Source organism: Nonomuraea sp. PA05 (assembly GCF_008086045.1).
Taxonomy (GTDB): Bacteria; Actinomycetota; Actinomycetes; order Streptosporangiales; family Streptosporangiaceae; genus Nonomuraea; species Nonomuraea monospora.
This window is the reverse complement of the sequence record NZ_VSEY01000004.1, coordinates 251,703-275,204: the sequence shown is the minus strand read 5'-3', so window position 1 is coordinate 275,204 and position 23,502 is coordinate 251,703. Positions and strand designations below refer to the sequence as shown.

28 protein-coding genes are annotated in these 23,502 nt (G+C 72.6%); 12 read left to right on the top strand and 16 right to left on the bottom strand.

Annotated features, from left to right (window positions below):
- Window positions 1-22: 22 nt before the first annotated feature.
- From FXF51_RS08635 to FXF51_RS08625, 3 genes are all read right to left on the bottom strand, one after another.
- Window positions 23-1,099, bottom strand: coding sequence for an SMI1/KNR4 family protein (locus tag FXF51_RS08635; RefSeq protein WP_148433736.1), 1,077 nt, complete (start codon window positions 1,097-1,099; stop codon window positions 23-25).
- 86 nt (window positions 1,100-1,185) lie between these two features.
- Complete coding sequence (locus tag FXF51_RS08630; protein WP_148433735.1) at window positions 1,186-2,136, bottom strand: hypothetical protein; 951 nt, start codon at window positions 2,134-2,136, stop codon at window positions 1,186-1,188.
- A 155-nt stretch (window positions 2,137-2,291) separates the two neighbouring features.
- On the bottom strand, window positions 2,292-3,557 hold the full coding sequence (locus FXF51_RS08625; protein ID WP_148433734.1) for a cryptochrome/photolyase family protein: 1,266 nt from the start codon (window positions 3,555-3,557) through the stop codon (window positions 2,292-2,294).
- Between the two features lie 95 nt (window positions 3,558-3,652).
- Between FXF51_RS08625 and FXF51_RS08620 the strand changes: the two genes are divergently transcribed.
- The 4 genes from FXF51_RS08620 (at window position 3,653) to FXF51_RS08605 (ending at window position 8,606) form a co-directional block, all read left to right on the top strand.
- Complete coding sequence (locus tag FXF51_RS08620; protein WP_148433853.1) at window positions 3,653-5,122, top strand: SDR family oxidoreductase; 1,470 nt, start codon at window positions 3,653-3,655, stop codon at window positions 5,120-5,122.
- Window positions 5,123-5,203: 81 nt separating this feature from the next.
- Window positions 5,204-5,971: a carotenoid biosynthesis protein gene (locus tag FXF51_RS08615; protein ID WP_262379359.1), complete on the top strand. Its 768-nt coding sequence runs from the start codon at window positions 5,204-5,206 to the stop codon at window positions 5,969-5,971.
- Window positions 5,959-7,398 (top strand): phytoene desaturase family protein, encoded by a 1,440-nt coding sequence (locus tag FXF51_RS08610; RefSeq protein WP_187414258.1) that lies wholly within the window; start codon window positions 5,959-5,961, stop codon window positions 7,396-7,398. Before FXF51_RS08615 ends, FXF51_RS08610 begins: the two co-directional genes overlap by 13 nt.
- Before the next feature lie 71 nt (window positions 7,399-7,469).
- Entirely contained in the window at window positions 7,470-8,606 is a 1,137-nt protein-coding gene (locus FXF51_RS08605; protein WP_148433733.1) for a glycosyltransferase, read from the top strand.
- Here FXF51_RS08605 and FXF51_RS08600 read toward each other — a convergent pair.
- The gene (locus FXF51_RS08600; RefSeq protein ID WP_148433732.1) at window positions 8,557-9,153 is read right to left on the bottom strand and encodes a glycerol-3-phosphate acyltransferase; all 597 of its coding nucleotides are present in this window, start codon (window positions 9,151-9,153) and stop codon (window positions 8,557-8,559) included. The genes FXF51_RS08605 and FXF51_RS08600 overlap by 50 nt on opposite strands.
- A gap of 40 nt (window positions 9,154-9,193) precedes the next feature.
- Between FXF51_RS08600 and FXF51_RS08595 the strand changes: the two genes are divergently transcribed.
- Window positions 9,194-9,859, top strand: a complete 666-nt coding sequence (locus FXF51_RS08595; RefSeq protein WP_262379358.1) for a spheroidene monooxygenase — start codon at window positions 9,194-9,196, stop codon at window positions 9,857-9,859.
- 5 nt (window positions 9,860-9,864) lie between these two features.
- Here FXF51_RS08595 and plsX read toward each other — a convergent pair whose 3' ends face one another.
- Genes plsX through FXF51_RS08575 form a run of 4 tightly spaced genes read right to left on the bottom strand, consistent with a single transcriptional unit; the run spans window position 9,865 to window position 14,241 of the window.
- Window positions 9,865-10,854: a phosphate acyltransferase PlsX gene (gene plsX / locus FXF51_RS08590; RefSeq protein WP_148433731.1), complete on the bottom strand. Its 990-nt coding sequence runs from the start codon at window positions 10,852-10,854 to the stop codon at window positions 9,865-9,867.
- Entirely contained in the window at window positions 10,851-11,750 is a 900-nt protein-coding gene (locus tag FXF51_RS08585; protein WP_148433730.1) for a phytoene/squalene synthase family protein, read from the bottom strand. Before FXF51_RS08585 ends, plsX begins: the two co-directional genes overlap by 4 nt.
- Window positions 11,747-13,201 carry a phytoene desaturase family protein gene (locus FXF51_RS08580; RefSeq protein ID WP_148433729.1) on the bottom strand — a complete coding sequence of 485 codons (1,455 nt, stop codon included), beginning with the start codon at window positions 13,199-13,201 and terminating at the stop codon, window positions 11,747-11,749. The genes FXF51_RS08585 and FXF51_RS08580 overlap by 4 nt, the downstream gene beginning before the upstream one ends.
- On the bottom strand, window positions 13,201-14,241 hold the full coding sequence (locus FXF51_RS08575; protein WP_148433728.1) for a polyprenyl synthetase family protein: 1,041 nt from the start codon (window positions 14,239-14,241) through the stop codon (window positions 13,201-13,203). The genes FXF51_RS08580 and FXF51_RS08575 overlap by 1 nt, the downstream gene beginning before the upstream one ends.
- A 189-nt stretch (window positions 14,242-14,430) precedes the next feature.
- Between FXF51_RS08575 and FXF51_RS08570 the strand changes: the two genes are divergently transcribed.
- The 4 genes from FXF51_RS08570 to FXF51_RS08555 all read left to right on the top strand — a co-directional run bounded on the left by FXF51_RS08570 (window position 14,431) and on the right by FXF51_RS08555 (window position 16,865).
- A complete protein-coding gene (locus FXF51_RS08570; RefSeq protein ID WP_148433727.1) occupies window positions 14,431-15,453 on the top strand; it encodes a MerR family transcriptional regulator in 1,023 nt (340 codons plus the stop codon).
- A 91-nt stretch (window positions 15,454-15,544) separates the two neighbouring features.
- Window positions 15,545-16,039, top strand: coding sequence for an RNA polymerase sigma factor (locus tag FXF51_RS08565; RefSeq protein WP_148433726.1), 495 nt, complete (start codon window positions 15,545-15,547; stop codon window positions 16,037-16,039).
- A 143-nt stretch (window positions 16,040-16,182) separates the two neighbouring features.
- Window positions 16,183-16,626 carry a DUF6623 family protein gene (locus tag FXF51_RS08560; RefSeq protein ID WP_148433725.1) on the top strand — a complete coding sequence of 148 codons (444 nt, stop codon included), beginning with the start codon at window positions 16,183-16,185 and terminating at the stop codon, window positions 16,624-16,626.
- 23 nt (window positions 16,627-16,649) lie between these two features.
- Complete coding sequence (locus FXF51_RS08555) at window positions 16,650-16,865, top strand: hypothetical protein (RefSeq protein ID WP_148433724.1); 216 nt, start codon at window positions 16,650-16,652, stop codon at window positions 16,863-16,865.
- Between the two features lie 68 nt (window positions 16,866-16,933).
- Here the strand turns inward: FXF51_RS08555 and FXF51_RS08550 are convergent, their stop codons facing one another.
- The 5 genes from FXF51_RS08550 to FXF51_RS08530 form a co-directional block, all read right to left on the bottom strand.
- Entirely contained in the window at window positions 16,934-17,953 is a 1,020-nt protein-coding gene (locus tag FXF51_RS08550; protein ID WP_148433723.1) for a helix-turn-helix transcriptional regulator, read from the bottom strand.
- A 56-nt stretch (window positions 17,954-18,009) separates the two neighbouring features.
- A complete protein-coding gene (locus FXF51_RS08545) occupies window positions 18,010-18,336 on the bottom strand; it encodes a DUF1048 domain-containing protein (protein WP_148433722.1) in 327 nt (108 codons plus the stop codon).
- A gap of 1 nt (window position 18,337) precedes the next feature.
- Window positions 18,338-18,694, bottom strand: coding sequence for a DUF1048 domain-containing protein (locus tag FXF51_RS08540; protein ID WP_148433721.1), 357 nt, complete (start codon window positions 18,692-18,694; stop codon window positions 18,338-18,340).
- A complete protein-coding gene (locus tag FXF51_RS08535; RefSeq protein ID WP_148433720.1) occupies window positions 18,691-19,017 on the bottom strand; it encodes a PadR family transcriptional regulator in 327 nt (108 codons plus the stop codon). The genes FXF51_RS08540 and FXF51_RS08535 overlap by 4 nt, the downstream gene beginning before the upstream one ends.
- A gap of 78 nt (window positions 19,018-19,095) precedes the next feature.
- Window positions 19,096-19,476 (bottom strand): STAS domain-containing protein, encoded by a 381-nt coding sequence (locus FXF51_RS08530; protein WP_148433719.1) that lies wholly within the window; start codon window positions 19,474-19,476, stop codon window positions 19,096-19,098.
- Between the two features lie 229 nt (window positions 19,477-19,705).
- Between FXF51_RS08530 and FXF51_RS08525 the strand changes: the two genes are divergently transcribed.
- From FXF51_RS08525 to FXF51_RS08515, 3 genes are all read left to right on the top strand, one after another.
- Complete coding sequence (locus tag FXF51_RS08525) at window positions 19,706-20,929, top strand: YbfB/YjiJ family MFS transporter (protein ID WP_262379357.1); 1,224 nt, start codon at window positions 19,706-19,708, stop codon at window positions 20,927-20,929.
- Window positions 20,926-21,582 carry an alpha/beta fold hydrolase gene (locus FXF51_RS08520; RefSeq protein WP_148433718.1) on the top strand — a complete coding sequence of 219 codons (657 nt, stop codon included), beginning with the start codon at window positions 20,926-20,928 and terminating at the stop codon, window positions 21,580-21,582. Before FXF51_RS08525 ends, FXF51_RS08520 begins: the two co-directional genes overlap by 4 nt.
- 78 nt (window positions 21,583-21,660) lie before the next feature.
- Window positions 21,661-21,852: a hypothetical protein gene (locus FXF51_RS08515; protein ID WP_148433717.1), complete on the top strand. Its 192-nt coding sequence runs from the start codon at window positions 21,661-21,663 to the stop codon at window positions 21,850-21,852.
- 31 nt (window positions 21,853-21,883) lie between these two features.
- Here the strand turns inward: FXF51_RS08515 and FXF51_RS08510 are convergent, their stop codons facing one another.
- Genes FXF51_RS08510 through FXF51_RS08500 form a run of 3 tightly spaced genes read right to left on the bottom strand, consistent with a single transcriptional unit; the run spans window position 21,884 to window position 23,465 of the window.
- Entirely contained in the window at window positions 21,884-22,075 is a 192-nt protein-coding gene (locus FXF51_RS08510; protein ID WP_148433716.1) for a ferredoxin, read from the bottom strand.
- Between the two features lie 12 nt (window positions 22,076-22,087).
- Window positions 22,088-22,972 (bottom strand): pyridoxamine 5'-phosphate oxidase family protein, encoded by an 885-nt coding sequence (locus tag FXF51_RS08505; RefSeq protein ID WP_148433715.1) that lies wholly within the window; start codon window positions 22,970-22,972, stop codon window positions 22,088-22,090.
- Between the two features lie 40 nt (window positions 22,973-23,012).
- Window positions 23,013-23,465: a VOC family protein gene (locus FXF51_RS08500; RefSeq protein ID WP_148433714.1), complete on the bottom strand. Its 453-nt coding sequence runs from the start codon at window positions 23,463-23,465 to the stop codon at window positions 23,013-23,015.
- Window positions 23,466-23,502 lie beyond the last annotated feature (37 nt).

The following is a 23,502-nucleotide window of genomic DNA, read 5'->3' as shown; positions in this document are numbered from 1 at the left end:
CCGCGGCCGCCGTCCCGATCGATCAGGCGGCGGCTCTGCGGGTCGCGACGGCACGCAGGTCGGCGGGCCGGAAATCCTTGGTGAACGAGCCCGCCAGCCACTCGGTGAGCCATTCGCCCAGCGTCATGTGGTGCGGCGGCAACGCTACGGCCGCCGTCCCCTCATCAGGCCGGTCCGGCGGGAGGTGCGGGCCCATGGGATCCCAGATCCACATGATCCCCGCCGGATCACTGCAGTCCACGAGCGACCAGATCGCCGACCCCCACGGGCAGAGCCAGACCAGGCCAGGAGGGACGAAAGCGTCCGGGCCGGAGGTCCAGATCTCATGGCAGGTGACGATATCGGCGGAGGGATGGGTGTCCGCCGTGGGCAGCGAAAGGATGCCGCGGCCCGGCCCGATCCCTCCGTTGGCCACCTCCAGATAGATTCTGCGCAGCAGGGGCGGCAGCGAGAATCCCAGGGCCTGTTCCGCCTCGGTGACGGCGGCCTGCGGCGCCGGTGGGGGCAGGCCGGGCATGCGGGAGATCATGCGTACGATCTCGTCGTCGGCCAGACGCTGCGGCGGGGTGTAGTCCAGATCGCCGGGACGCGCGTCGAACCGGCGCCGGCGTTCGGCGACGGCGCTGAGATCCGAGGTTTCGAATGCCTTCTCCAGATTGCCCTTGACGGATTCGGCGAGCCATTCGGCCAGCGTCAGGTTCTGCGGCGTCATCGGAGATTGCTCGGGATGAACGGACGCATCGATGTTCGGATCCCATATCCACATCGGCCCGGCCGGATCCCGCAAATCCACGACGGACCATATTCCGCAACCCCAGTCGAAAAGCCACAACCTGCCGGGCCAATCGGCTCGGGTGCCCTGATTCATCTCGACGATGTCGGCGACTTCGCCATGGTGCTCGTACTGGCTGCCGGCCACCCCCAATATCCCGTCCCGGGGGCCGAAGCCGCCGTTGGCCACCTCCAGGTACAGGCGGCGCAGCAGCGGGGGAAGCGGGTGCCCGATGGCCCGCTCCGCGTCCGCGACCGCCTCGGCTGCCGCGGGAGGCAGGAGCTCAGGGGTCGCGCGGATCGCCTCGACGAGCTCGTCCTCGGTCATGCGCTCCATCCTGAGGACCTGCGCCGGGCGGGGTCAAGGACGGGCCGGGCGGCCACGGCCCGTCGCAAGCCCGGACAGCTCCTTGCCTATCGTCCTCTCACCCTTCCGGACGAGCCGCCCCTGCCCCGGAAGAAGCCCGCGAAGAATGCCTGGGACGCGACCGCGGTTGCCACAAGTCCCCGGACGCCGAAGAATCCTCTGGCCTTGCGCAGGAATTCTTTGTCTATCTGCGTCCCCGCGATCATTCCGTTCGTGGTCGGCTGAACGTTCTTACGCGGGTCGCCGATGAATTTGTTCAGCCTGCCCGCGCATGCCCGCGAGCAGATCTGAACGGTGGAGAAGGCGCTGACGACGTTGGTGATCCGGCCGCCCAAGTCTCTGGTCTGTGCCGGGACGTTCTGCCGTAACCCCGCCGCCGCCCGCTCGGCGTGGCCTTCCACGCTTCTCGGAAGTGCCGCGGACGCCTTGTAGATGATGAAACTCAGCTTGGTCAGCCGGGCGTTCAGATCTTGGGGGATGCCCGCTTGGCTGGTGAAGGCGATGAAGCGGGGCACCGGAGAGTGTTCCGTCTCCACCAGGGCCTCGGTGAGGACGACGGTGAAGTTCCCCCGGGCGGCCGGGTGCATCGCCTGGAGATGTTCTCCCAGGACCTTCAGTCCTTCGCCGTATATGACCGTCCCGGCCTGCTCGATCTCCTCCGGAAGCAATCTCCTCGGCGGTGTGCTGAGGACGGGATTATTGATCTTCTCGAATTCGGGCGGGGACGGCGGCGGGGTGCAGGAACTCCTGCCGGATCCATCACCGCAGGGGTCCGGGCCCTGGCCTTGGAGCAGGGCCGTGGTGCCGGGACGGCCGCCGGTCAGGGCGTAGCCGGACATGTTCGGCTGCGTGGCCGTCACGCTCAGCTGTGCGGCTCCGACGCCCGCCTGTGCGGGGCGCGCCGGCAGGGGCTCCGGCGCGAGTGTGGTGAGCAGACCGGCCATGGCCAGGCCCAGGCCGATCCGCAGGCCGGTCTGGTGTAATCGTTGCCGCCACATCGCAGTCCTCCTCGTATGGGGGTTGGTCACCTCGCCGTACGGGGGGAGAGGGCTGCCGGGTTCAGGTTGCAGAAGTGACGACCAGCGGTCATGCCGAGGCGGTCTATGGCTTGCGCCGACGGGCGTGGCGCTTGCGTCGTTTCCCGCGCTGCCGGTCAGCCCGGCGGTGGTTCAATGATCGGCAGCGGGTATCCGCTGGGCCGCGCTGTCAGCCGCCAAGGCCGGTGGACCTGCGCGGCAGGCACGTCCACAAGCTCAGGTACGTAACGCCGCACGTACTTACCCTCGGGATCGAACCGCTGCGCCTGACGCAGCGGATTGAACCCCCGGTTGGGACGCGTGTCGTTCCCCGTCCCCGCGACCCACTGCCAGTTCCCGCAGTTGTTGGCCACGTCGCCGTCGAGCAGGTGCTCGAAGAAGTGCCGCGCCCCGGCCCGCCAGTCGATGCCGAGCACCCTGACCAGGTAGGACGCGACGATGAGGCGGGCCCGGTTGTGCATCCAGCCCTCGGCGAGGAGCTGGCGCATGCCGGCGTCCACGATGGGCAGGCCGGTCATGCCCGCGCGCCAGGCCTGCAGAGCGTCCTCCTCCTCGCGCCAGCGGCGGCCGCGGGGCCGGTAGTCGGCCCGGTTGATGCGCGGGAAGGCGTAGGTGACCTGGTGGTAGAAGTCGCGCCAGCACAGCTGGCGGACGAACTCCTGGCCGCCGGCGGCCAGGCGGGTCAGCTCCAGCGGTGACAGGCAGCCGAAGCGCAGGTACGGGCTGAGCCGCGAGGTGCGGTCACCGGCCAGGTCGTCGTGGCCGTCGGCGTAGCCCGCCAGGGAGCGGCGGATCCACTGGTGGGCGCGGTCGCGGGCGGCCTGCTCGCCGCCGGGCATGGGGCCGGGCGCCGGAGGGTCCGGCAGGCGTCCGGCGTCGAGGTCCGGGGGAGTGGGCACGTGGCGGGGCGGTGCGAGCAGGCGGCGGTGCTCGTGCCTGGTCCAGGCGCGCCAGAACGGGGTGAAGACCCGGTAGTGATCGCCGCCGCCGGACGGTTTCAGCGTGCCGGGCGGCACCACCGTGACGCCGGGGAAGAACTCGCAGGCGATCGCCTCGCCGGCCAGCCGGTCCTGCCTGCGCCTGGCCAGAGCGGTGACGTCGGCGCTGGCGAAGACCGCCTCGGCGCCGGTCCGGCGGGCCAGTCTCATGGTCTCCGTCACCACGTCGCCGTGCCGGACGATCAGGTCTCCGCCGCGCGCCCGCAGGCCGGCCCGCAGGTCGGCCAGGCATTGCAGCAGGAAGCCGCGGCGGTTGCCGGCCGGGATGGTCTCGTCCAGCACGAACAGCGGGATCACGGCGCGGGCGCGGCGGCAGGCGGCCACCAGCGCCGGGTGGTCGTGCACGCGCAGGTCCCTGTTGAACAGGACGATCACTGTGTCCATGCGATCCTCATACAGAACTCCTTCGCAGCACTGCGGACCGTGGTTGCACGCCACCGGGAAGCATGGGGCAGGTGCCGGGGGGAAGGGTCGTGAACATGTCATTTTGCCTGGTCACCGGGGCGACCGGCTATATCGGCGGGCGGCTGGTGCCCGAGTTGCTCGCGGCCGGCCACCAGGTGCGGTGCATGGTGCGCTCGGCCGGGCGGCTGCGTGATCTGCCGTGGGCGGCGCGTACGCAGGTCGCCGAGGCCGACGCCACGGACGCCGCGGCGACGCGGCGGGCGCTGGACGGGGTCGAGGTCGCGTACTACCTGATCCACGCGATGGGGGCGAGCGGCCGGTTCGCCGAGCGGGATCGGCTGGCGGCGCGCACGTTCGCGGCGGCGGCGGCCGAGGCGGGCGTGCGGCGGATCGTCTACCTGGGCGGTCTGACCGCTGATGAGAGGCTCTCGCCGCATCTGCGGTCGCGGGCCGAAGTGGGGGAGATCTTCCTGGAGGGGGCCGTGCCGGCGGTGGTGCTGCGCGCCGCGGTGATCATCGGTTCCGGGTCGGCCTCGTTCGAGATGTTGCGTTACCTGACCGAGCGGCTGCCGGTGATGACGACGCCGCGCTGGGTGCGCAGCCGTACGCAGCCGATCGCGGTGCGGGACGTGCTGCGTTATCTCCTCGCGTGGGCGCAGGTGCCGGGGACGGTCAACCGGGGGTTCGACCTCGGCGGCCCCGACGTGCTCACCTACGCCGACATGATGCACGGTTACGCGGCCGTGGCCGGCCTGCCGCCCCGGCTGATCATTCCGGTGCCGCTGCTCAGCCCCCGGCTGTCCAGCCTGTGGGTGGGGCTGGTCACGCCGGTCCCGGCGAGCATCGCGCGTCCGCTGGTGGAGTCGCTGCGCAACGAGGCCGTGTGCGGCGAGCACGACATCGCCCGTTACGTCCCCGACCCTGAGGACGGGCTGATCGGCTTCCGGCAGGCGGTGGCGCTGGCCCTGATGAAGATCAAGGAGGCGGACGTGGCCACCCGCTGGTCCTCGGCGTCCACGCCGGGAGCGCCGAGCGATCCGCTGCCCACCGATCCCGGCTGGGCGGGCGGCAGCCTGTACGTGGACGAGCGCAGCCTTGCCGTGCCGGCGAGCGCGGAGGCGTTGTGGCAGGTGATCGAGGGCGTCGGCGGCGACAACGGCTGGTACTCCCTGCCGGTCGCCTGGAAGCTGCGGGGGCTGGCCGATCGGCTCGTCGGCGGCGTGGGCCTGCGGCGCGGCCGGCGGGACCCGGCCCGGCTGCGGGTGGGCGACTCGATCGACTTCTGGCGGGTGGAGGAAGTGGTCCCCGGCGAGCTGCTGCGGCTGCGGGCCGAGATGCGGCTGCCCGGTCTGGCCTGGCTGGAGCTGGGCGCCGCCCGCGACGGCGACCGGACGATCTACACGCAGCGGGCGATCTTTCACCCGCGCGGGCTGCTCGGTCATCTGTACTGGTGGGGAATCTCGCCCTTCCACGGTCTGATCTTCGGGCGGATGCCGGTCAACGTGGCGGCGGCGGCCCGGAGGCGGGAGCAGATCTTGTCCTGATTCTCGGTCGGCCGTGAGGGACGCTTGGCACATCACGGGGCACATGCGTCCGTGACCGGGGGCGGCTGCGAAAGACAGGGTGTGCGACAGACGCGGAGCGGACAGGAAAGACGCGCGGCCCTGCGGCCGGCCCGCGTGCTGGGCGTGCTGTTCCTGGTGGCCATGATGGGCTGCCAGGTGGCGTCCGGGCTCGACGCGCGGCCTGAACGGCTCACCACCGTGATCGTGGCCCTGCTGGCGGCGTGCGCTGTGGCGTTCGCCGCGGACGTGTGGGGCGCGGGCAGAGCGGTGGCCGCGTTCGGCACGGCCGTGCTGATCGGGTACACGGCCGAGCTGGCCGGGGTGTCGACCGGGTTCCCGTTCGGCGAGTACCGCTACAGCGGCGTGCTGTGGCCGCAGGTGGGCGGCGTTCCGGTGGTGGTGGCGCTGGCCTGGGGCGGGATGGGGCTGGCGGCGTACGCGGTGGCCGCCGCCATCGCGCCGGCCGGCTGGGCGCGGACGTTCGCGGGCGCGGGCGCGCTGACGGCGTGGGACCTGTTCCTCGACCCGCAGATGGTCCGCCTCGGGCTGTGGACGTGGGCGCAGGACGGCTTCTACCGCGGCATCCCGCTGAGCAACTTCGCGGGCTGGCTGCTGGTGTCGGCCCTGGTCATGCTGGCCGTCGGGCATATCTGCGGCGGAGCCGAGGCGGGGCGGGGGCTGCTGGCGCTGTACACGGTCATGGCGGTGATGGAGACGGTCGCGTTCGCGGCGGTGTTCGACCCGCCCGACGCGCTGGTGGCGGTGGCCGGAGGGATCACGATGGGCGCGTTCGCCGCGCAGGCCTGGAGGCGGTCATGGCAGAGGTGACGGTGGTCGGCGGCGGCGTGGGCGGCATGGTGTGCGCGCTGCTGCTCGCCAGGCAGGGGCACGAGGTGCGGCTGTACGAGCAGTCGCCGCGGCTCGGCGGCAAGCTGGCCGAGCATCGCCGGGACGGGTTCACCTTCTCCCTGGGGCCGTCGCTGCTCACCATGCCGGAGCTGTTCCGCGAGCTCGGGCTGGGACGCGAACTCATCGAGCCGGACCTGCTGTGCCGTTACCGGTTCGCCGACGGCAGCGTGCTGGACGCCCGGCGCGACCCGGATCGGATGGCCGCCGAGGTCGACCTGCTCGCCCCGGGCGAGGGACAGGCCTGGCGCGCCTTCCACCGCTGGGCCCAAGGCTGCCTGGAGGCGGCGAGGCGGACCGTGTTCGCCGGGCCGCTGATCCGCCCGCCGCACGAGGCCCGGCTGTCGGACCTGCTGGCCGTGGCCCCCGCCCACACCCTGGACGGGCTGGCCCGCCGCTACTTCACCGACGCCCGGCTGCGGCAGTATGTCGGCCGCTACGCCACCTACGCCGGGTCCAGCCCCTACCGGGCGCCCGCCGCGCTCGGCTGCGTCCCCGCGCTGGAGCACGGGCAGGGCGTCTGGTACGCGCCCGGCGGCCTCGCCCGGCTGGCCGACGACCTGGCGCTGCTGCTGAAGGCCGCCGACGTGCAGGTGCTGCTGTCCGAGCCGGTCGCCGCCGTCGAGGCCGACGGCTCCCGGGTGACGGGGGTGCGGCTGGCCAGCGGCGAACGCGTGCGGGCCGACGTGGTGGTGGCCAACACCGATGCCGCCGCCCTCTACGGCCGCCTGCTGCCCGACCGCCGCCGGCTGCGCCGGATCGCCAGGCTCGGCCGGTCGTCGTCGGCGCTGCTGATCCTGGCCGGGGTCGAGGGGCGGACGCCCGGGCTGCCGCATCACTCGGTGCTGTTCTCGTCCGACTACGAACGGGAGTTCGGCGACATCTTCGACCGTGGGAGCCCGCCGCTCGACCCCACCGTCTACCTCGGCTGCTCGGCGGTCGACGACGCCTCGCAGGCTCCGGAGGGGGCGGAGAACTGGACGATGCTCGTCAACGTGCCCGCTCGTGATCCTGGGCGGTGGCCTGTCGGGGTGGAGGCGTACCGGGATCTGGTGCTGGAGCGGCTGGCCGGGCGCGGCTACGACCTGGCGGGCCGGTTGCGGTTCGCCGACGTCTTCACGCCCGCCGACCTGCGTGATCGTTACGGCGCCTGGGGCGGGGCCATCTACGGCAGCGCCTATCGGGGGCGGCTGGCGTCCTTCCAGCGTCCTGGCAACCGCGGCCCGCGCGAGGGGCTGTACCTGGTCGGCGGGTCGGCGCATCCGGGGGGCGGGCTGCCCATGGTGACGCTGGGCGCGCGCATCGTGGCCGGGCTGGTCGCCGACGACCTGCACAGGAGCGGGCGATGAGCCCGCGCCCGGCTGCGGGATCTGCTCGGACGGCGGGCGATGGACCCGCGCCTGGGTTGGGACGGTCTGCGATGAGGCTGCTCACCGCCGCGCAAGCTGTCGCGGCCGCCGTCGTGGCCGCCAGGCTGGCGCGCGGACGGCGGCGGTTGCCGCCGCTGCGGCCCATCCCGCACGCCGGCGTGGCGATCTCCGTGGTGATCCCGGCCCGCGACGAGGCCGCCAGGATCCGTCCTTGCCTGCGCGCCGCGCTGGCGTCCCCCGCCGTCACCGAGGTGATCGTGGTGGACGACGGCTCCCGAGACGGGACGGCCGAGGTGGCCGCCTCACTGGGGGCCACGGTCGTCACCGCCGATCCGCTGCCCAGCGGCTGGGTGGGCAAGCAGTGGGCGCTGCGTCAGGGGGTGGCCGCGGCCGGCGGCGAGGTGGTGGTCACGCTGGACGCCGACACCCGGCCCGAGCCGGGGCTGTTCGGGGCGCTCGCGGTGGCCCTGGAGCGCTACGACCTGGTGAGCGCGGGCCCCCGGTTCGTCTGCGACGGCGTGCTGGAGCAGGCCTTGCACGCCTCCATGCTGGCGACGCTGGTCTACCGGTTCGGGCCGGTCGGCCCGGCCGGCCCGCCGCCGCCGCACCGCGTCGTCGCCAACGGGCAGTGCATGGCCTTCCGCCGCGCGGAGATGGCAGGCGTGGACGGGTTCGCGCTGGTCCGGGATCGGATGACCGACGACGTGGCGCTGGCTCGGTCGCTGGCCGAGCGGGGGTGGCGGGTGGGTTTCCTGGACGCGGGCGCTCTGCTGGAGGTCGACATGCACGACTCGGCGGGCGAGTTGTGGCGGGAGTGGGGCCGTTCGCTGCCGTTGAGCGACGTGACGGGGCCCGGGTGGCAGGCGGCCGACCTGGCCGTCATCTGGCTCACCGGGGCGCTGCCCGTGCTGCGGCTGGCCGCCGGTCGGCCCACCGGGCTGGACGTGGCGCTGCTGGTGGCGCGGTCGCTGCTCACGGGTGCGTTGCGGGGCAGCTATCGCGGGGCCGGCGCGGGGGTGCTGTTGTCGCCGCTGCTCGACCCGGCGTCGGCGTTCCGGCTGACCCAGGCCACGCTGCGGCCGGTACGAACGTGGCGCGGCCGCACCTACCCGGCCACCGCCAAGGGAGCGGGGAGCGTCAGCGGCGGCGCGCGGCCAGTGCGGCCTGGCCGAAACGCAGCCCGATGAGGCACATCAGCCCCCCGGTGGCCGCCACCAGCTCCACGGGCGCGAACAGCAACTGCAGCACCGGCACGCCGAACACCGCCAGGCGCGCCCCCACCGCGAACGACCGCACCGCCAGCGCCACCCCCACCAGGGCGGCGATCGCCAGCACGAACGCCGGCGGGCAGATGACCGCGATGCCGCCCGCGAACGTCAGAATGGACCGGCCGCCACGGAAACCGGCGAAGACGGGCCACGCGTGCCCCGCCATCGCCGCCGCCACCGCCAGATACACCGGCGCCACGCTCGCCCCCGTCACCACGCCCAGGGCGGTGGTGTGGGCGCCGCTGACGAGCAGCCCTACCAGGGCGGCCAGCGTGCCCTTCGCCGTGTCGCCGGCGAACACCGGCACGGCCGCCCGCCGGCCGAGCTGTTCCTTGACGTTCCAGTACCCCGGGTTGCGGTCACCGACCTGGCGCGGATCGACACCATGCGCGCGCGCCGCCAGCACCGCGACCGGCACCGAGCCGAGCAGGTAACCGGAGATGACCGCCATCAGCACGTCAACCATCGCCTCGTTCCACCTCATCCGATACGGCAGCATCCGGGAGATGCGGCACATGGCTTTCGACCGGCCGTTGCTGCGGCGCACCGGCGGGCTGCTGTTCTGGCGGCTGCTCGGCACCGGCCGGGGCCGGACGATGTCGCTGGGGGCCGACCTGCGCCGGTGGGCCATGTTCGCGTTCTGGCGCGACGAAGGTGACCTGGAGGAGTTCCTGCGCACCTCGCCGATCGCCGCCCGCTGGCGGACGGAGGCGGACGAGAGCTGGCAGGTGCGGCTGGCCCCGCTCGCCTCGCGCGGCGCCTGGGCGGGACGCGACCCGTTCGGCGGGCACCCGGCCCGACCCGGCGGTGCGGGGCCGGTGGCGGTGCTCACCAGGGCGTCGATCCGGGCCCGCCGTCTGGTCGCGTTCTACCGATCGGTGCCGCCGGTCGAGGAGCTGCTGCGGCGGCAGGACGGCTGCCTGGCGTCGATCGGCATGGGCGAGTGGCCGCTGGCCCGGCAGGCGACCTTCTCGTTGTGGCGGGATCGCGAAGCGGTGAGCGCCTTCGCCTACCGGGGACAGGCGCACCAGCGGGTCATCGAGCAGGTGCGCTCGCACGCCTGGTACGCCGAGGAGCTGTTCGCCCGCTTCGTCCCGTACGCCAGCGAGGGCACCTGGGACGGCACCGACCCGCTGCGCCAAGCCCACCGCGAAACGGACCCGCGGCGCTGAGCCCGTCACGGCGCCGTCGCCGCGCCCTCGAGCCCCGCCCCGATGCCGGCCGCCGGGTCCTGCGCCGCCAGGGCGTGGGCCACCACGCAGGCCCGCGCGATGGTGGCCGCGCGCGAGGAGCCGTGCGCGACGACGACGGTGCCGCGCAGCCCGAGCAGGGTGGCGCCCCCGTGGGTCTGCGGGTCGTAGCGGCGGGCCACCTCGGCGAGCCGGTCCGGTGAGGCGATGCCGGCCTGGGCGACCATGGTCAGCGCCGTACGGACGCAGCCCTCGACGTTCTTCAGCACCACGTTCCCGGTGAACCCGTCGGTGACGATCACGTCCACCGCCCCGGTCAGCACGTCATGGCCCTCGATGTTGCCGTGGAAGCGCACCGGCGAGGCGGCGATCAGCTCCGCGGACTGGCAGGTCAGCCGGTTGCCCTTGCCCGGCTCCGAGCCGATGGACAACAACCCTGCCGTCGGGTCGGGACGGCCGAGCACGGCTCGCGCGTACCCGACGCCGAGCAGGGCGAACTGGGCCACCATGGCCGGGCTCGGATCGGCTGTCGCGCCCGCGTCCACCAGCACGCTCGCGCCGCCCGTCAGCGCGGGCAGGGCCACGGCCAGCGCGGGCCGCAGCACCCCGCCGGCGCGGCCGATGCCGCGTACCGCGCAGGAGACCACCGCGCCGGTGGACCCGGCCGACACGAACGCCCCGCCCGCGCCCCGTCCGACCAGGTCGCAGCCCACGGCCAGGCTGGAGGCCGCCAGCGCCGCGGCGCCGGCGCCGCGCTCGGTCATCGGGACCGCGTCGTCGGCGTGCACCACGGCGATCTCGCCGGTGGCGCTGTGCCGCCGCAGCTCGGCGGTCACGCGGGGCTCGTCGCCGACCAGGGTGATGGGCACGTGGTGGGTACGCCACGCCGCCACCGCTCCGGCGACGGTCTCGGCGGGCCCGTGGTCGCCGCCCATCGCGTCCAGCACCACCGGCGGCACGGTCGTCCTGGGCGTCATGGGAGCTCCACGCGTACCCGGCGTTCGGCCCGGCCCGCCTCGGCGGAGGCCAGCAGGTGGCGGGCGAACACGGCCGCCTTGCGCCGGCGCGGCACCCGTACCCGGGCGGTGAGCACCTCGAACCCGCGGCGCTCGATCTCCTCCAGGATGCCGCCGTACAGCTCGAACGCGGCGCGCACGCACGGCTGCGACGAGGCGACGAGCAGGCCGAAGCCGCCGGCGGCGGCGCGGTAGTGGTCGCGGGCGCGACCGGCCTCGAAGGCGAGCAGATCCCGTACGCGGGCCGCCGTGTGCCGGGCGCCCAGGTCCTCCGGTTCGACGCCGAACTTGTCCAGATCTTCCATCGGCAGGTAGACGCGGCCTCTGGCGTAGTCCTCGCCGACGTCGCGCAGGAAGTTGGTGAGCTGGAAGGCCAGGCCGAGCTGGCGGGCGGGTTCGCGGGCCGCATGCTCGCGGCCGGGCGCCGGCTCCAGCACCGGCAGCATCATCGTGCCGATGGCGGCGGCCGAGCCCGCCATGTAGCCGAGCAGGTCGTCGTAGGTCGCGTACCGGGTCACGGACAGGTCGGCTCGCATGGAGACGAGGAAGGCGCCGATGTCGTCGTGGCCGATGCCGAAGGATCTCACGGTGTGCAGGAACGCCGGCAGCACCGGGCTGTCCACGTCCGCGCCGGCGAGCCCGGCCGCGACCCGGCCGGTCAGAGCGTCGAGGGCGCGGGACCGGTCGGCGGTCATCGTGAAGGAGTCGACGATCTCGTCGGCGTAGCGGGCGAAACCGTACAGGGCGTGCACGTGCCGCCGCTTCCACTGCGGCAGCAGCCGGGTGGCCAGGTAGTAGGAGCGGCCGTAGCGGGCGTGCAGCCGCCGGCAGCGCTCGTAGCTGGCGGTGAGCGTCAACGGGTCTCCTCGAGTATGCGTTCGGCGGCCAGCCGGCCGGAGATCAGCACGGGCGGCACCCCGACACCGGGTGCGGTGAACATGCCGGCGAAGTGCAGCCCTGGCACCCGCCGGGCTACGGCGGATGGGCGCAGCCACGCCGTCTGGGTGAAGCGGTGGTCGAGCGCGAACGGGGTGCCCGCGCTGTGCCCGCGCGCCGCCCAGGCGGGCGGGTCCAGCACCAGCCGGGGCGCGGCCGACAGGTCGCCGTAGCCGAGCCCGGCCAGCCGGCCGAGCAGCCGCGCCTCCAGCCGTGGTCGTAGCCGCTCCCAGCCGGCGCGTTCGAGGTTCGGCGCGGGCTCCAGGACGCTGAGCGTGGCGTGCCCCGCCGGCGCGGCCTCGCCGTCCGGCTCGGGGCAGGTGACGAGCAGGCTCGGGTCCGGCTGCGGCCTGCCCGCCGCCAGGGCGCTGAACGTGTCCTCCCAGGCACGGCCGAAGTGCAGCGTGTGGTGCGCCTGGCCGGTGGGCGGACGGTTCAGGCCGGCGTGCAGCACCAGGCAGGAGGGCGAGTGGCGAGGACGGCGCAGCCGCCAGTCGTCCGCCAGGCCGGGCAGCAGCCGCCTGGCCGCCAGCCGGTCGCACGCGACGACCACCTGCCCGGCCGGCAGCCGCTCGCCGTCCGCCAGCAGGACGCCGGTGACGCCGTCGCCGTCCGTCTCGATCTCGCGGGCGCGTACGCCGTAGCGGATCCCGGCGCCCAGCTTCTCCAGCAGGGCCGCCATGGCCGCCGGGATGGCGTGCATGCCGCCGCGTTCGGGGAAGTACACGCCGCCGACGGTGTCCATGTGCGCGATGACGGCGTAGATGCCCAGCGCCCGCTGGGGCGAGAGCCCCACGTACAGGGCCTGGAACGTGTGCGCCTTGATCAGCCGGGGATCCCTCAGATGACGGGCCGCCAGCCGGTCCAGCCGGCGGAAGCCGCCCAGCGCGGCCAGCCGCAGCAGCGCGGCCGGCCGGGCCAGGCCGCGCAGCCGCGTCATGTCCGCGTCGATGAACGCCGGCCACTCCAGCCGGAACATCTCCTCCAGCAGCCGCCGGTACCGCTCGTAGCGCGCCGCCTCGGCGGGCCCGCACACGGTGCGCACCTGCTCGGTCATCGCCTCTCGCTCCGGCAGCACGTCCAGCCGCGACCCGTCCTCGAAGACCATCCGGTAGGACGGGTCCAGCCGGCGCAGCGGCAGCCAGTGCCGCAGCTCCTGCCCGGCCGCGCCGAAGACCTCGGCCAGCACGCCCGGCATCGTCAGCACGGACGGGCCGGTGTCGAACCGGTACGCGCCGAGCCGGGCGGTGCCGCAGCAGCCGCCGGGCTCGTCGAGGGCTTCCACCACCGTCACCTGGCGGCCGGCCGCGGCCAGGTGGACGGCCGCCGACAGGCCGCCCAGACCGGCTCCGACGACCACGACAGCACTCATCACAGGCTCTTCGCCGTCGAAAGGGCGGCCAGCTCCGTCAACGCCTGCCTGGCCTCCGGCGGGATGCCGGGCGGCCGGTCCAACGCCGCGATCGCCTCGTCCGTCAGTGCGGCGATGCGCTGCTCCGCCGCCTCCAGCGCCCCGCACCGCACGATCAGCTCCCGCGCGGCCGCCACCCCGCGCTCATCGGTGATGCCGTCCAGGAGCGCGCTGCCCGTCACCCGGCGGGCGTGGGCGAGCAGGAAGGTCGCCTTGCCCTGCAGCAGGTCCGCGCAGGCCTTGCCGGTGTGCGCCGGGTCGCCGAACACGCCGTTGACGTCGTCCCTGAGCTGGAACGCCGCACCCAGCGGCAGCGCGTACGCGCTCAGCAGCCGCCGCGTACGGGGGCAGCCGCCCGCGACGGCGTGGCCGAGGTGCAGAGGCCCTTCGACGGTGTACTTGCCCGACTTGTAGAGCGAGATGACGTCCGCCTGCTCCTGCCCCTCACCTGGCCCTGCCGCGGCGGCCAGGTCGAGGTACTGCCCGCCGATCGCCTCCACCCGCAGCCGGGTGAAGACGTCCAGCGCGGCGCCCAGGCGCGGGCCCGTCTCCAGCAGGGCGGCGTCGGCCCAGCTCCACGCCAGCAGCGCGAGCAGGGTCGCCACCGACTCACCGAACCGGCCCGCGTCGCCCCGCCGTCCCGACGCGCGATGCAGGGCGGCCAGCGCCACGTGCGCCGACGGCCGGCCACGCCGCGCGGCCGCCTCGTCCATCACGTCGTCCAGCAGCAGCGCCGCCGCGTGCACCAGCTCCATCGCGCAGGCCGCGGGCAGCACCTCCGCAGGCCGCTCGCCGCCGGCCGCCCGGTACCCCCAGTGGACGAACGCCGGCCGCAACCTCTTGCCGCCGCTGAGCACGAACTCCACCAGGAACTCGCGCACCAGCTCGACGTCGTGGCCGTCCAGGAAGCCGAGCCGCCCGAGCTGCTCTTCCAGCAGCTCCGCCAAACGCTGCTCGACCAGCTCGCGCGCCTGGCCGGTCTGCGAGGTCATGGTGTCCATGCACGCAACTCCTTCTGCCGCTATAGAAAGCCTTCGCAGGAGGAGCGGACCCGGTTGCACCCGATCCGAAACGCTTCTTCACGGTAACCACCGGACGCCGAATCCCGAACGGGACACGCTCGCTTATGCGTCCGAGCACCCCCACAACCGCGAAAAGATGGTCGGACACGTCGAGCGGCAGCAGGAACCATGGGCGAGGACAAACCGGTCAGCGAAGAAGAGGCGGGTTACGGCATCGGAGCCGTCTCCCGGCGGCTGGGCGTGCCCGCGCCGACGTTGCGCACCTGGAACCTGCGGTACGGCCTGGGCCCCAGCCGTCGCAGCGCCGGCGGCCACCGCCGTTACGACGCCGCCGACCTGCGCCGCCTGGCCGAGATGAAGCGCCTGATCGCCACCGGCCTGCCGGCCGCCGAAGCCGCCAGGCTCGCCCTGACCCTCCCGTCCGCGGCCCCGTCGCCGGACCCGGCCGTCCCGGCCGCGGATCCGTCACCGGACCTGGCCGTCCCGGCCGCGGACCCCTCACCGGACCTGGCCGTCCCGCCTTCCCCCGGACGGCCCGGCGCCCGCCCGGCCACGGCCGCGCTGGCTCGGGCCGCGTTCATGCTCGACAGCCACGCCGTTTCCGCCCTGGTCGAGCAGGCGCTGGACGCGCACGGCGTGGTGTGGACGTGGGAGCGGCTGCTGCTGCCCGTCCTCGACACCATCTGCCGCCGCCAGGACGAGGCGGGGGCGGGCATCGACGCCGAGCACCTACTGTCCGACCGGATCCAGGCGGCCCTGCACCGCCGCGCCGGAGACGTCCCGGCACGCGTGGACCAAGCGGCCCCGCTTCGCCGAGTCGGAGACGTCCCGGCGGTCGCGGTTCGTCCGGTGCTGCTGGCCTGCGCCGAGGACGAGCAGCACAGCCTGCCGGTGCACGCGCTGGCCGCCGCGCTCGCCGAACTGGACGTGCGGACCCGCGTCCTGGGCGCCCGGACCCCCTACACCGCCCTCGCCCACGCCATGCGCCGGCTCGGCCCGGCCGCGGTGTTCATCTGGTCGCAGCAGGCCGCCACCGGCGACACCACCCCGCTCGCCGCCCTGCCGCGGCTGCGTCCGGCCTGCCAGATCGTCATCGGCGGGCTCGGCTGGCAGGGCGATCCACCTCCGGGCGTCATCCGCGTGTCGACGCTGCCTGACGCCGTCGCACGCATCACGTCCACGCTCAGTTAGGCCCGCGACGCCCCCGGCGAAGCTTGTGGCGGCACCCCCAACCCCGCTATGAATAAGTTTTGAATAGATTTTTCGGGTGAGGGGCAAGGCCATGGAGATCAGTGACGAGGAAGCGCTCGACGAGTGTTACCGCACGCACGCCCCCGCCCTGCGCTCGTACCTGCGCCGGTTCGTGCCTGCTCAGGACGTGGAGGACATGATCCAGATCGTCTTCGCCGACCTCTGGCGCTCGCGCCGCCGCTACGATCCCACCAGAAGCCAGGCCGCCTGGGTGTTCGCCATCGCCCACCGCCGCGCCATCGACCACCTGCGCGTCCGCCGGCCCGCCACGGTCCCGCTGGACGAGGTCGGCGACCCGCCCGTACGGGAACGGCCGGTGGCGGACGTGCTGGCCGATCGCGACCGGCTCGGCAGAGCGCTCGCCGCACTGCCGCACGCCCAGCGGCAGGCCATCGAACTGGCCTACTTCGCCGACCTGACGCAGCGGGAGATCGCCGACCGGTTGCGGGTGCCGCTCGGCACCGTCAAGGCCCGCACGACGCGAGGGCTGCGCAGGCTGTCGGCGTTGCTGGCGGGTCTCGGCTGACCCGCGCTGAATTGCCCTATAAGTGCGTTTCCTGAGAAATGTTCATCCCTAGCCTTAGGGATATCAAGACTCGTTCAAGGCGCTTTATCGTCGAGTTACCAGAAAGCACTGGACTCCACCGAGAAAGCGCAAGGAGAACGACAATGGCAAAGACGTACGCGTCATGGCAGCACGGTTTCACGGCCGTGGCCGAGAACCCCGCGACGGGCACACTCCGCCAGGGATTCGGCGTCACCTTCACCCTCCCGGCGAACGGAGGCGACTGGATCCACCTCGCCATCCCCACCCCCGTCCTCGTCGAGGACCGCCGGGCCACCCTGGACAGGGTGCTCATCCTCTTCGACGCGCGGGAGACCAGCTCCCTCCTCCACGTGCACGTCTGGGACGGCCCGAACCGCATCCTGGCCAGGGACGACCTCAAGATCGAAGGCAACCACGCCCACGGCCTGAGCGGGAACAACGTCTTCCCCGTGGGCCGCGACGGCATCAACTTCGGCTGCGGGATCTCGCTGTTCTTCGCCGCCGGCCAGATCGACAGCCACGTCTTCATCGCCGGTTTCGGCGGCGACTTCTCGCACAACATCTGACAGCGAAAAGAAAGGAAACAACGATGCGTTTCCGGGCCCGTCTATTCGCCGGCCTCGTCGGCGCCGCCTTCCTGGCGCTCGGCGCCGCTCCCGCAACCGCCCAGTCCGTCTACGGCCCTTATGCCAGTTACGAGGTCTGCTGGGTGGCCGGCAACCAAGGGCAGCAGGCCGGTCAATGGGTGTCGTATTTCTGTGCGCAGAACGGCACCCCCCAGTGGTGGCTGTTCACCACCCCCTGAACGACCGGCCGTTCACCTCGGCGGGCCCTCCCCCTCCTGTCAGAGGGCCCGCCGAGGTGCGTGGGACCTCACGTGTTGAGGGACGCGATGAGTTCGTCGCGTCCGCTGGTGCCCGTCTTGCGGAACAGCGCCTTGAGGTGGTCGCCGACCGTGTAGAGGGACAGGTCGAGCGCGCGGGCGATCTGCTTGGGCGCGGACCCGCTGTAGAGGTGCTGCATGATCTGCTGTTCGCGGGCGGTGACCCCGTACCAGTCGCAGAACGACGGCATCAGCGACCTGCCGGCCGCGCGCTGGATCATGATCGCCACGTCGCCGTCGTCGCCGAGCCGCTGGGCCTCGATCGTCGTCCACCAGCCACACCCCACCGAGGGGACGCAGAGCCGCACGTGACGCGGCTGCTCGCGGGCCGCCGCGGCCAGGCACGCGAACGAGCAGTCGGCCAGCCAGTCGGGTACGGCCAGGTGCGTCCGCATCGCCTCCAGCCACGGCTGCGCCTGCGACGTCATCATCCTGATCCGGCTGTCGGCCCCGACGACGAGCATGCCCGGCTGCGGCTCGGGCGCGAGCGACCTGGCCGGCGGGGCCGTCACGTAGTTGCGGAACGCGGCGACCAGCGCGGGCCCGACCTCGGCCAGCCGCCGTGCGTCGGCGACGCCGAACGGACGGCCGCCCGCCGCCCGCATCAGGCAGAGCACGCCCCACACACCCCGCGCGGACCGCAGCGCCAGGCACAGCTCCTCGCCGGCACTGTGCGCGTCCAGCAGCCGGTCCCGCATGCCGGGCCGCAACCGCCGGGAGAACGTCACGGGGACCTGCTGCCGCGCCAGCTGGCCCAGCTCCACCAGGTACTCGCCTACCCGGTCCGGGCTGAGCAGCTCGCGGCCGAGGTCGGGCGTGTACCCGTGCCAGAACGCCAGCGTGGTGATGCCCGGGCCCGACGACGGGCTGCTCGTCCCGCAGCGCATCGCGTCATGCGGCACCACGGGCGCGATCACCCGGGACAGCTCCGCCGCGACCGCCTCCAGCCCGGCACCCGGGACCAGCGCCGCACACAGATCCCGATACAACCGGACACACTCCGTAATCACGGTTCCAGTGTGGGGCGGAACGCGTCGTCCGGGCCAGCGATTTTTCCGACCGGGCGTTACTTCCCGGCTGCGCCGTTCTTCTTGGCGAGGGACTCCTGATAGATCGCCGCGTACGTGGGCGAATCCTTGATGAGGTCGTCGGCGAAAGCGGCGACGTCGTCGCCGATGAGCTCCAGGACGCCCTTGCCGGACGCGACGCCTTCCTCGAAGAAGTCGACGATCCCAGGGAGCAACGGCCCGTCAGGCAAGTCGACGGGGCCGACCTTGAAGAAGTACTTCTGCAACTCCTTGTAGACGATCTGATAGTCCGGGGGGAGCGCCTTGACCCGCGCCATGTGCGCGCGCCACTGCTTCTTGCCCTCGATGATGTCCTGGATGCTCACGTCAGCCTCCCAACCGGCCCAGTTTCCGTGCCACGTTCCTGTTCAACTGCTCGCGCCACCGGTCGCGGAAGTTGCGGGCGCCTTCTCCGCCGGCCAGCGCCGCGCAGAAGCCCGCGATGTCGTCACCGAGCACGTCGTGAATGCTCTGCCCGTCGGACGCTGTTTCCTCCAGGAGCCCCAGGGCGCCATCGAGAATGGGCATCAGATTGCGGCCGCTGAAGTCGCCGTACAGGACAAGGTGGCCTTTGATCTGTTCCCAGGCCGCCCGGTGGTCGGCCGGCAGTGCCGCCGCCCGGGCTTCGAACGCCTTCCATTCTCTGGTGAGATCGCTGCCTGTGATGGTCTCCCAGAAGTTCATGCCCCGCCCTCCCTGAGCTTGTCGATCCGCGATGAGACGTACTCCCATTTCGCCCAGAACGTCGCGAGCTGATTGCGGCCCGCGTCGTTGAGCGCGTAGAACTTGCGCGGCGGGCCCATCCCGGACGGTCGTTTGGTGACCTGGACGAGCTTGTTCTTCTCCAGTCGCAGCAGGATGGTGTACACCGTTCCTTCGACGACGTCGGTGAAGCCGAGTTCGTTGAGCCGGCGCGTGATGGCGTACCCGTAGGTCTCCTCGCTGCCGATGATTTCGAGCACGCAGCCTTCGAGCGTGCCCTTCAGCATCTCCGTCAGGTCGTCCATCGTGGTCCTCTTCGCCTCTTGTGGTACTCGGTAGCACCAAGTACTGCTATATCGTACCACAAAGTAGCGGGAGGTTCGTTAGCTCGCACCGCCCACCGGGGAGGGCTGGGCTGCCTGAAGTGCGGCGCGAATGGCCTGCTCCACGCTGGAGTGCACGTTGAGCAGGCCCTCGACCTCGGTGACGCGCAGCAGGTGCGCCGGGCCCGGCTGCAACTCCGCCAGGTGCAGGCCGGCGCCGTTGCGGTGGGCGAGGACGTGGGTCTGCAGCAGTATGCGCAGGGCCGAGTCGTCCAGGTACGGCACTTCGCTCAGGTCCAGCACGATGTGCTCGCCTTGATGGCGGCGGGTGCGGCTGATGTAGTCGTCGAGAAGGTGGGCGGTGGGGGTGTCCACCTCGCCGGCCGCCGCGATCACGGTCACGCCGGGCAGATGCTGGGAACTGAACGTCAGCGACGGCACAGCAGCGGACCTCCATCAAAGCCCAGGGGGGACGGGCACGTGTCCGGGGTATCGCTCACACTACGCCCTCCACATGGCTCGGGCGCTACCCCTGTGATCAGCGTGAGACATGAATGTTTCTGGCTCATCCGGGTTTGTGAGAAAAATTCTTGCGTCGTCTCTGCGAATCCGCGAAATTTCTGTGACCTGGTGATGATGGTACCGGTCGGTTCGACCTACTGTTAGAGTCGTGGATCGTACCGATCGGTTCGACCTTGATGGCGGTGACGGCATGGTCAGGTGGCGCGAAAGCCGCAGCGAGGTCGCCGAGGCGGTGCGGCTGGCCGCGGGCACCGCCTCGGCGCTGGGGCTGGCCCGCTTCGCCTACGGCCTGCTCCTCCCGGCCATGCGCGACGACCTGCACTGGAGCCTGGCCCAGGCCGGGGTGATGAGCACCGCCAACGGGCTCGGCCACCTGGCCGGTGCGCTGGTGACCGCGGCCCTGGTTCGCAGGGTGAGCACCGCGGCGGCCTTCCGCTGGAGTATGGTGCTGACAGCGGTGGCGCTGGCGGCCACCGCCGTCAGCGGCCACTATGCGGCGCTGCTGGTCACCAGGGCCGCGGCGGGCGTGACGGGGGCGGTGGTGTTCATCACCGGTGGGGTGATCGCGTCGCGGATCGCCGCCCGGGCCTCCTCCGGTACGCCGATCGTCGTCTACTTCGCCGGGACCGGGCTGGGCATCGTCCTCAGCGGCGTGACGATCCCGGCGCTGGGCGCCAACTGGCGTCTCGCCTGGGTCGGCATGGGGCTGGCCGCGGGCCTGGCGGCGCTGGTGAGCTGGACGGCCGCGAGCCAGGGCGGGGAGGAGCCGGCCGCCACCGCCGGACGGGCGCGGCTGCGTCCGCTGTGGCGCACGGCCCTGGCCTACCTGCTGTTCGCCGCCGGATACATCACTTACATCACCTTCCTGTCCGCCTATCTCGCCGAGCGCGACGCGCCCCTCGTTCAGGTGATGCTCATCTGGACGGCGCTGGGGGCGGCGGTCATGGCGGCACCGGCGCTGTGGAGCCGTCCCATCACCCATTGGCGCGGCGGCGGCGCGCTCGCCACGCTGCTGGCCCTGCTCGCGGGCGGCGCGGTGATCGCGCTGGCGGCCCCGGCGCTCGTGCTCGCGTCCTCGATCGTCTTCGGCGCGACGTTCATGAGCGTGCCCGCCGCCGTGACCGCGCTGGTCAGGGCCGCAACCCCGCCCGCCGGCTGGACGGCCACGCTGGCGGCCTTCACCACCGTGTTCGCGGTGGGCCAGACCGCCGGGCCATGGATCGCCGGGCTCCTGGCCGACCACACCTCGACCGACGCCACCCTGGCCTGGACCGCGATCCTGTGCGCCGCCGCCGCGGTGATCGCCGCCACCGTACGCCCACGACCGATCGAGACCTCAACGCCCGCCACCGGACATGGAGAACGACAGTGACCACCTTCGTGCTGATCCCCGGCATGTGCCACGGTGGCTGGTGCTTCAGCGAGCTCACCGAAGAGCTGCGCTCCCACGGGCACCGCGCACACCCCATGACCTTGACCGGCCTGTCCGAGCGCAGCCACCTCCCGCACGCCGGCGTGAACCTGGACACCCACATCCAGGACGTGACCGGCGTGCTGGCGGCCGAACAGCTCCAGGACGTGGTCCTGGTCGGCCACAGCTACGGCGGAATGGTGATCACCGGGGCCGCCGACCGGATGCCCGAGCGCGTCCGATCACTGGTCTACCTGGACGCCGTCGTGCCAGGCGACGGCGAGTCCATGTGGGACCTGGTCTCCGACCGCGAACGACAGTGGTACGCCGAGACCGGCGACGCGGTGCGCCCGCTGCCCTTCTTCGACCCTCGGGCCACCCCGCACCCCCTCGCGTCCCTGCTCCAGCCGCTGCGCCTCACCGGCGGCGCCGCCCGCGACCGCCGCGACGTCTACGTGTACGCGGCGGGCTGGCCGACCCCGTCACCCTTCACCGCCACCTACCAGCGGCTGATCCAGGACCCCCGATGGATCACCCACGCCCTCGACAGCGGCCACAACCTCATGCGTGACGCCCCGCAGGACCTGCTGAAGATCCTCCTCGCGACCGGGTGACCCGCGCGCGTCACCCGGGCGTCCGCCGCGCCTTGGTCCGCTGGTAGTGCCTGGCCGCCTTGGCCCGGTTCGTTCGGCGTGCTCCCGCTCGGCGCGGTGACGGGCGGTCTGCTGGGCGACCTGCCCGGGCTGCGAGCCGGGCTGCGGGCCGGGCTGCTGGTCGGCGGCGTCGGGCTCGCGCCGGCGCCCGTGTGCGTGGTGTTCTCTCCCGTACGCCGGCTGCGCACCGCCGAGGACGCCCGCCTCCAGCCGGCCGAGGTGAGTGTCTGAACCAGCCGGCGATCGCGACGCGGCGCGCGGGTCAGTCATCGTCCAGAGAGATGGCCTGCACGGGGCAGGCCCGGGCGGCCTCTTCGACGGCGGGCCACGACGCGTCGGCAGGCGTGGCGTCGTACAACAGCTCGTCATCGTCGTCGAGGGAGAACACCTCCGGAGCGGCGAAGACGCACTGGGCGTGGGTCTGGCACAGGGTCAGGTCGACACGGACACGCATGGTCGCCTTTCGTCAGGTGGGGTTGAACCGGGAGTACTTGCCGAACGACCACCGCTGGGGGAGGTCGCCGGTGATGTGCACGACGCGTTCCACGTCGAAGTCGATCAGGCGTTGCGCGCCCGGCACGGCGGCGGCCCTGGCCGGGTCCCAGTCGGCGCGGGCGCGGCCGGTCAGGTGCAGGGTGTGGCCGTTCTCCCAGTCCAGGAACAGCAGCCCGCAGCGCGGTTCGAGTTCGAGGTTGCCCAACGTCATGTACATCGAGTTGCCGACGTAGTCGGGCCAGGTCAGCCGGCGGTCGCCGGTCACGGTGACGAAGCCGGGGTTGCCGCCCCTGTGCGAGGCGTCGGCGCCCAGCCCGGCCACGTAGGTGGCGACGAAGAACGTGTCGGCCGCGGCGATCCATCGCTGGTGGCCGGCGGTGAGAGCGTCCGTGACCAGCGCCGTCCTGCTCTGCGCAGGGGAGTCGTCGGCGTCGGCGCGGGTCTGGATGTACTTCGGGCAGTTCGAGTAGACCTGTTCGGTGCGGATGGTGAGCCGGCCGCCGTCGCCGCGGGCGCGGCCGTTGACGCGCATGCGTCTGCGGGTGGCCGGTTCGATCGCGAGCAGGCCGACGGGTCGCTCGGCGTCGAAGAGGCCGGAGAGCGGATCGCCGGTGGCGGGCAGCCGGTCGGCGACGATGGTGCGGTCGTTGGGGACGGTGACGAACCCAGGCGGGCCGGTGAGCGCACCGGCCCAGGCGGCGCCCGTCTCGTCCGCGGCTGCGATGACGATCAGGCGCTGGCGGCTGAGGAAGTCCGCGGCCACCTGGGGGATGGTCGCGCCGACCCCGGCCGACCCCCAGCCGTCGACGGTCAGGCCGGCGCGGCGCTGTACTGCGTGTTCACCTCGGTGGAACATGAGCGATGCCCTTCCGTCGCGGCTCGGGTACCGGCGATCTTTAGAAGAAGCCACAGGTAGGGGCGCCCTGGACGGGCGCCGGTGCGGCGTCGGCGCCGGTCGGCGCGTAGATCTCCAGCCGGATGCCGTCCGGGTCGCTGAAGAACACCCCGCCGGAGGACGCGCCCTCGCCGTGCGGGACGACCCCGTCGTAGGCGAACCGCACGCCGAGACCCCGCAGGACGGTCTCGTAGCGGCGGACCTCCTCGACGTCGGGCACCTGGAACGACAGGTGGTGCAGCCCGGGGCGGTCCGTGGCGAAGTCGCCGCCGCTCTGCTGCCACAGCGTCACCACCAGGGTGCCGTCGCGGCCGAGAAGGGCGAACCTGCGGTCGCCGTCGGGCTGCTCGGCCATGGTCTCGAAGCCGAAGACCTGGTTGTAGAAGGCGGTTGAGCGGGCCAGGTCGGTGACGTTCAGGGCGACGTGCCCGGTCTGCAGGGCTGGTGCGGTCATGCGGAAACTCCAATTTCTAATGGCTCAGAGCCAGATG

Coding starts and splice junctions, on each gene's coding strand:
- FXF51_RS08635 (WP_148433736.1), bottom strand. CDS start 1,099: ATGACCGAGGACGAGCTCGTCGAGGCGATCCGCGCGACCCCTGAGCTC.
- FXF51_RS08630 (WP_148433735.1), bottom strand. CDS start 2,136: ATGTGGCGGCAACGATTACACCAGACCGGCCTGCGGATCGGCCTGGGC.
- FXF51_RS08625 (WP_148433734.1), bottom strand. CDS start 3,557: ATGGACACAGTGATCGTCCTGTTCAACAGGGACCTGCGCGTGCACGAC.
- FXF51_RS08620 (WP_148433853.1), top strand. CDS start 3,653: ATGTCATTTTGCCTGGTCACCGGGGCGACCGGCTATATCGGCGGGCGG.
- FXF51_RS08610 (WP_187414258.1), top strand. CDS start 5,959: ATGGCAGAGGTGACGGTGGTCGGCGGCGGCGTGGGCGGCATGGTGTGC.
- FXF51_RS08605 (WP_148433733.1), top strand. CDS start 7,470: ATGAGGCTGCTCACCGCCGCGCAAGCTGTCGCGGCCGCCGTCGTGGCC.
- FXF51_RS08600 (WP_148433732.1), bottom strand. CDS start 9,153: ATGGTTGACGTGCTGATGGCGGTCATCTCCGGTTACCTGCTCGGCTCG.
- FXF51_RS08595 (WP_262379358.1), top strand. CDS start 9,194: ATGCGGCACATGGCTTTCGACCGGCCGTTGCTGCGGCGCACCGGCGGG.
- plsX (WP_148433731.1), bottom strand. CDS start 10,854: ATGACGCCCAGGACGACCGTGCCGCCGGTGGTGCTGGACGCGATGGGC.
- FXF51_RS08580 (WP_148433729.1), bottom strand. CDS start 13,201: ATGAGTGCTGTCGTGGTCGTCGGAGCCGGTCTGGGCGGCCTGTCGGCG.
- FXF51_RS08575 (WP_148433728.1), bottom strand. CDS start 14,241: ATGGACACCATGACCTCGCAGACCGGCCAGGCGCGCGAGCTGGTCGAG.
- FXF51_RS08570 (WP_148433727.1), top strand. CDS start 14,431: ATGGGCGAGGACAAACCGGTCAGCGAAGAAGAGGCGGGTTACGGCATC.
- FXF51_RS08565 (WP_148433726.1), top strand. CDS start 15,545: ATGGAGATCAGTGACGAGGAAGCGCTCGACGAGTGTTACCGCACGCAC.
- FXF51_RS08560 (WP_148433725.1), top strand. CDS start 16,183: ATGGCAAAGACGTACGCGTCATGGCAGCACGGTTTCACGGCCGTGGCC.
- FXF51_RS08555 (WP_148433724.1), top strand. CDS start 16,650: ATGCGTTTCCGGGCCCGTCTATTCGCCGGCCTCGTCGGCGCCGCCTTC.
- FXF51_RS08540 (WP_148433721.1), bottom strand. CDS start 18,694: ATGAACTTCTGGGAGACCATCACAGGCAGCGATCTCACCAGAGAATGG.
- FXF51_RS08535 (WP_148433720.1), bottom strand. CDS start 19,017: ATGGACGACCTGACGGAGATGCTGAAGGGCACGCTCGAAGGCTGCGTG.
- FXF51_RS08510 (WP_148433716.1), bottom strand. CDS start 22,075: ATGCGTGTCCGTGTCGACCTGACCCTGTGCCAGACCCACGCCCAGTGC.
- FXF51_RS08505 (WP_148433715.1), bottom strand. CDS start 22,972: ATGTTCCACCGAGGTGAACACGCAGTACAGCGCCGCGCCGGCCTGACC.
- FXF51_RS08500 (WP_148433714.1), bottom strand. CDS start 23,465: ATGACCGCACCAGCCCTGCAGACCGGGCACGTCGCCCTGAACGTCACC.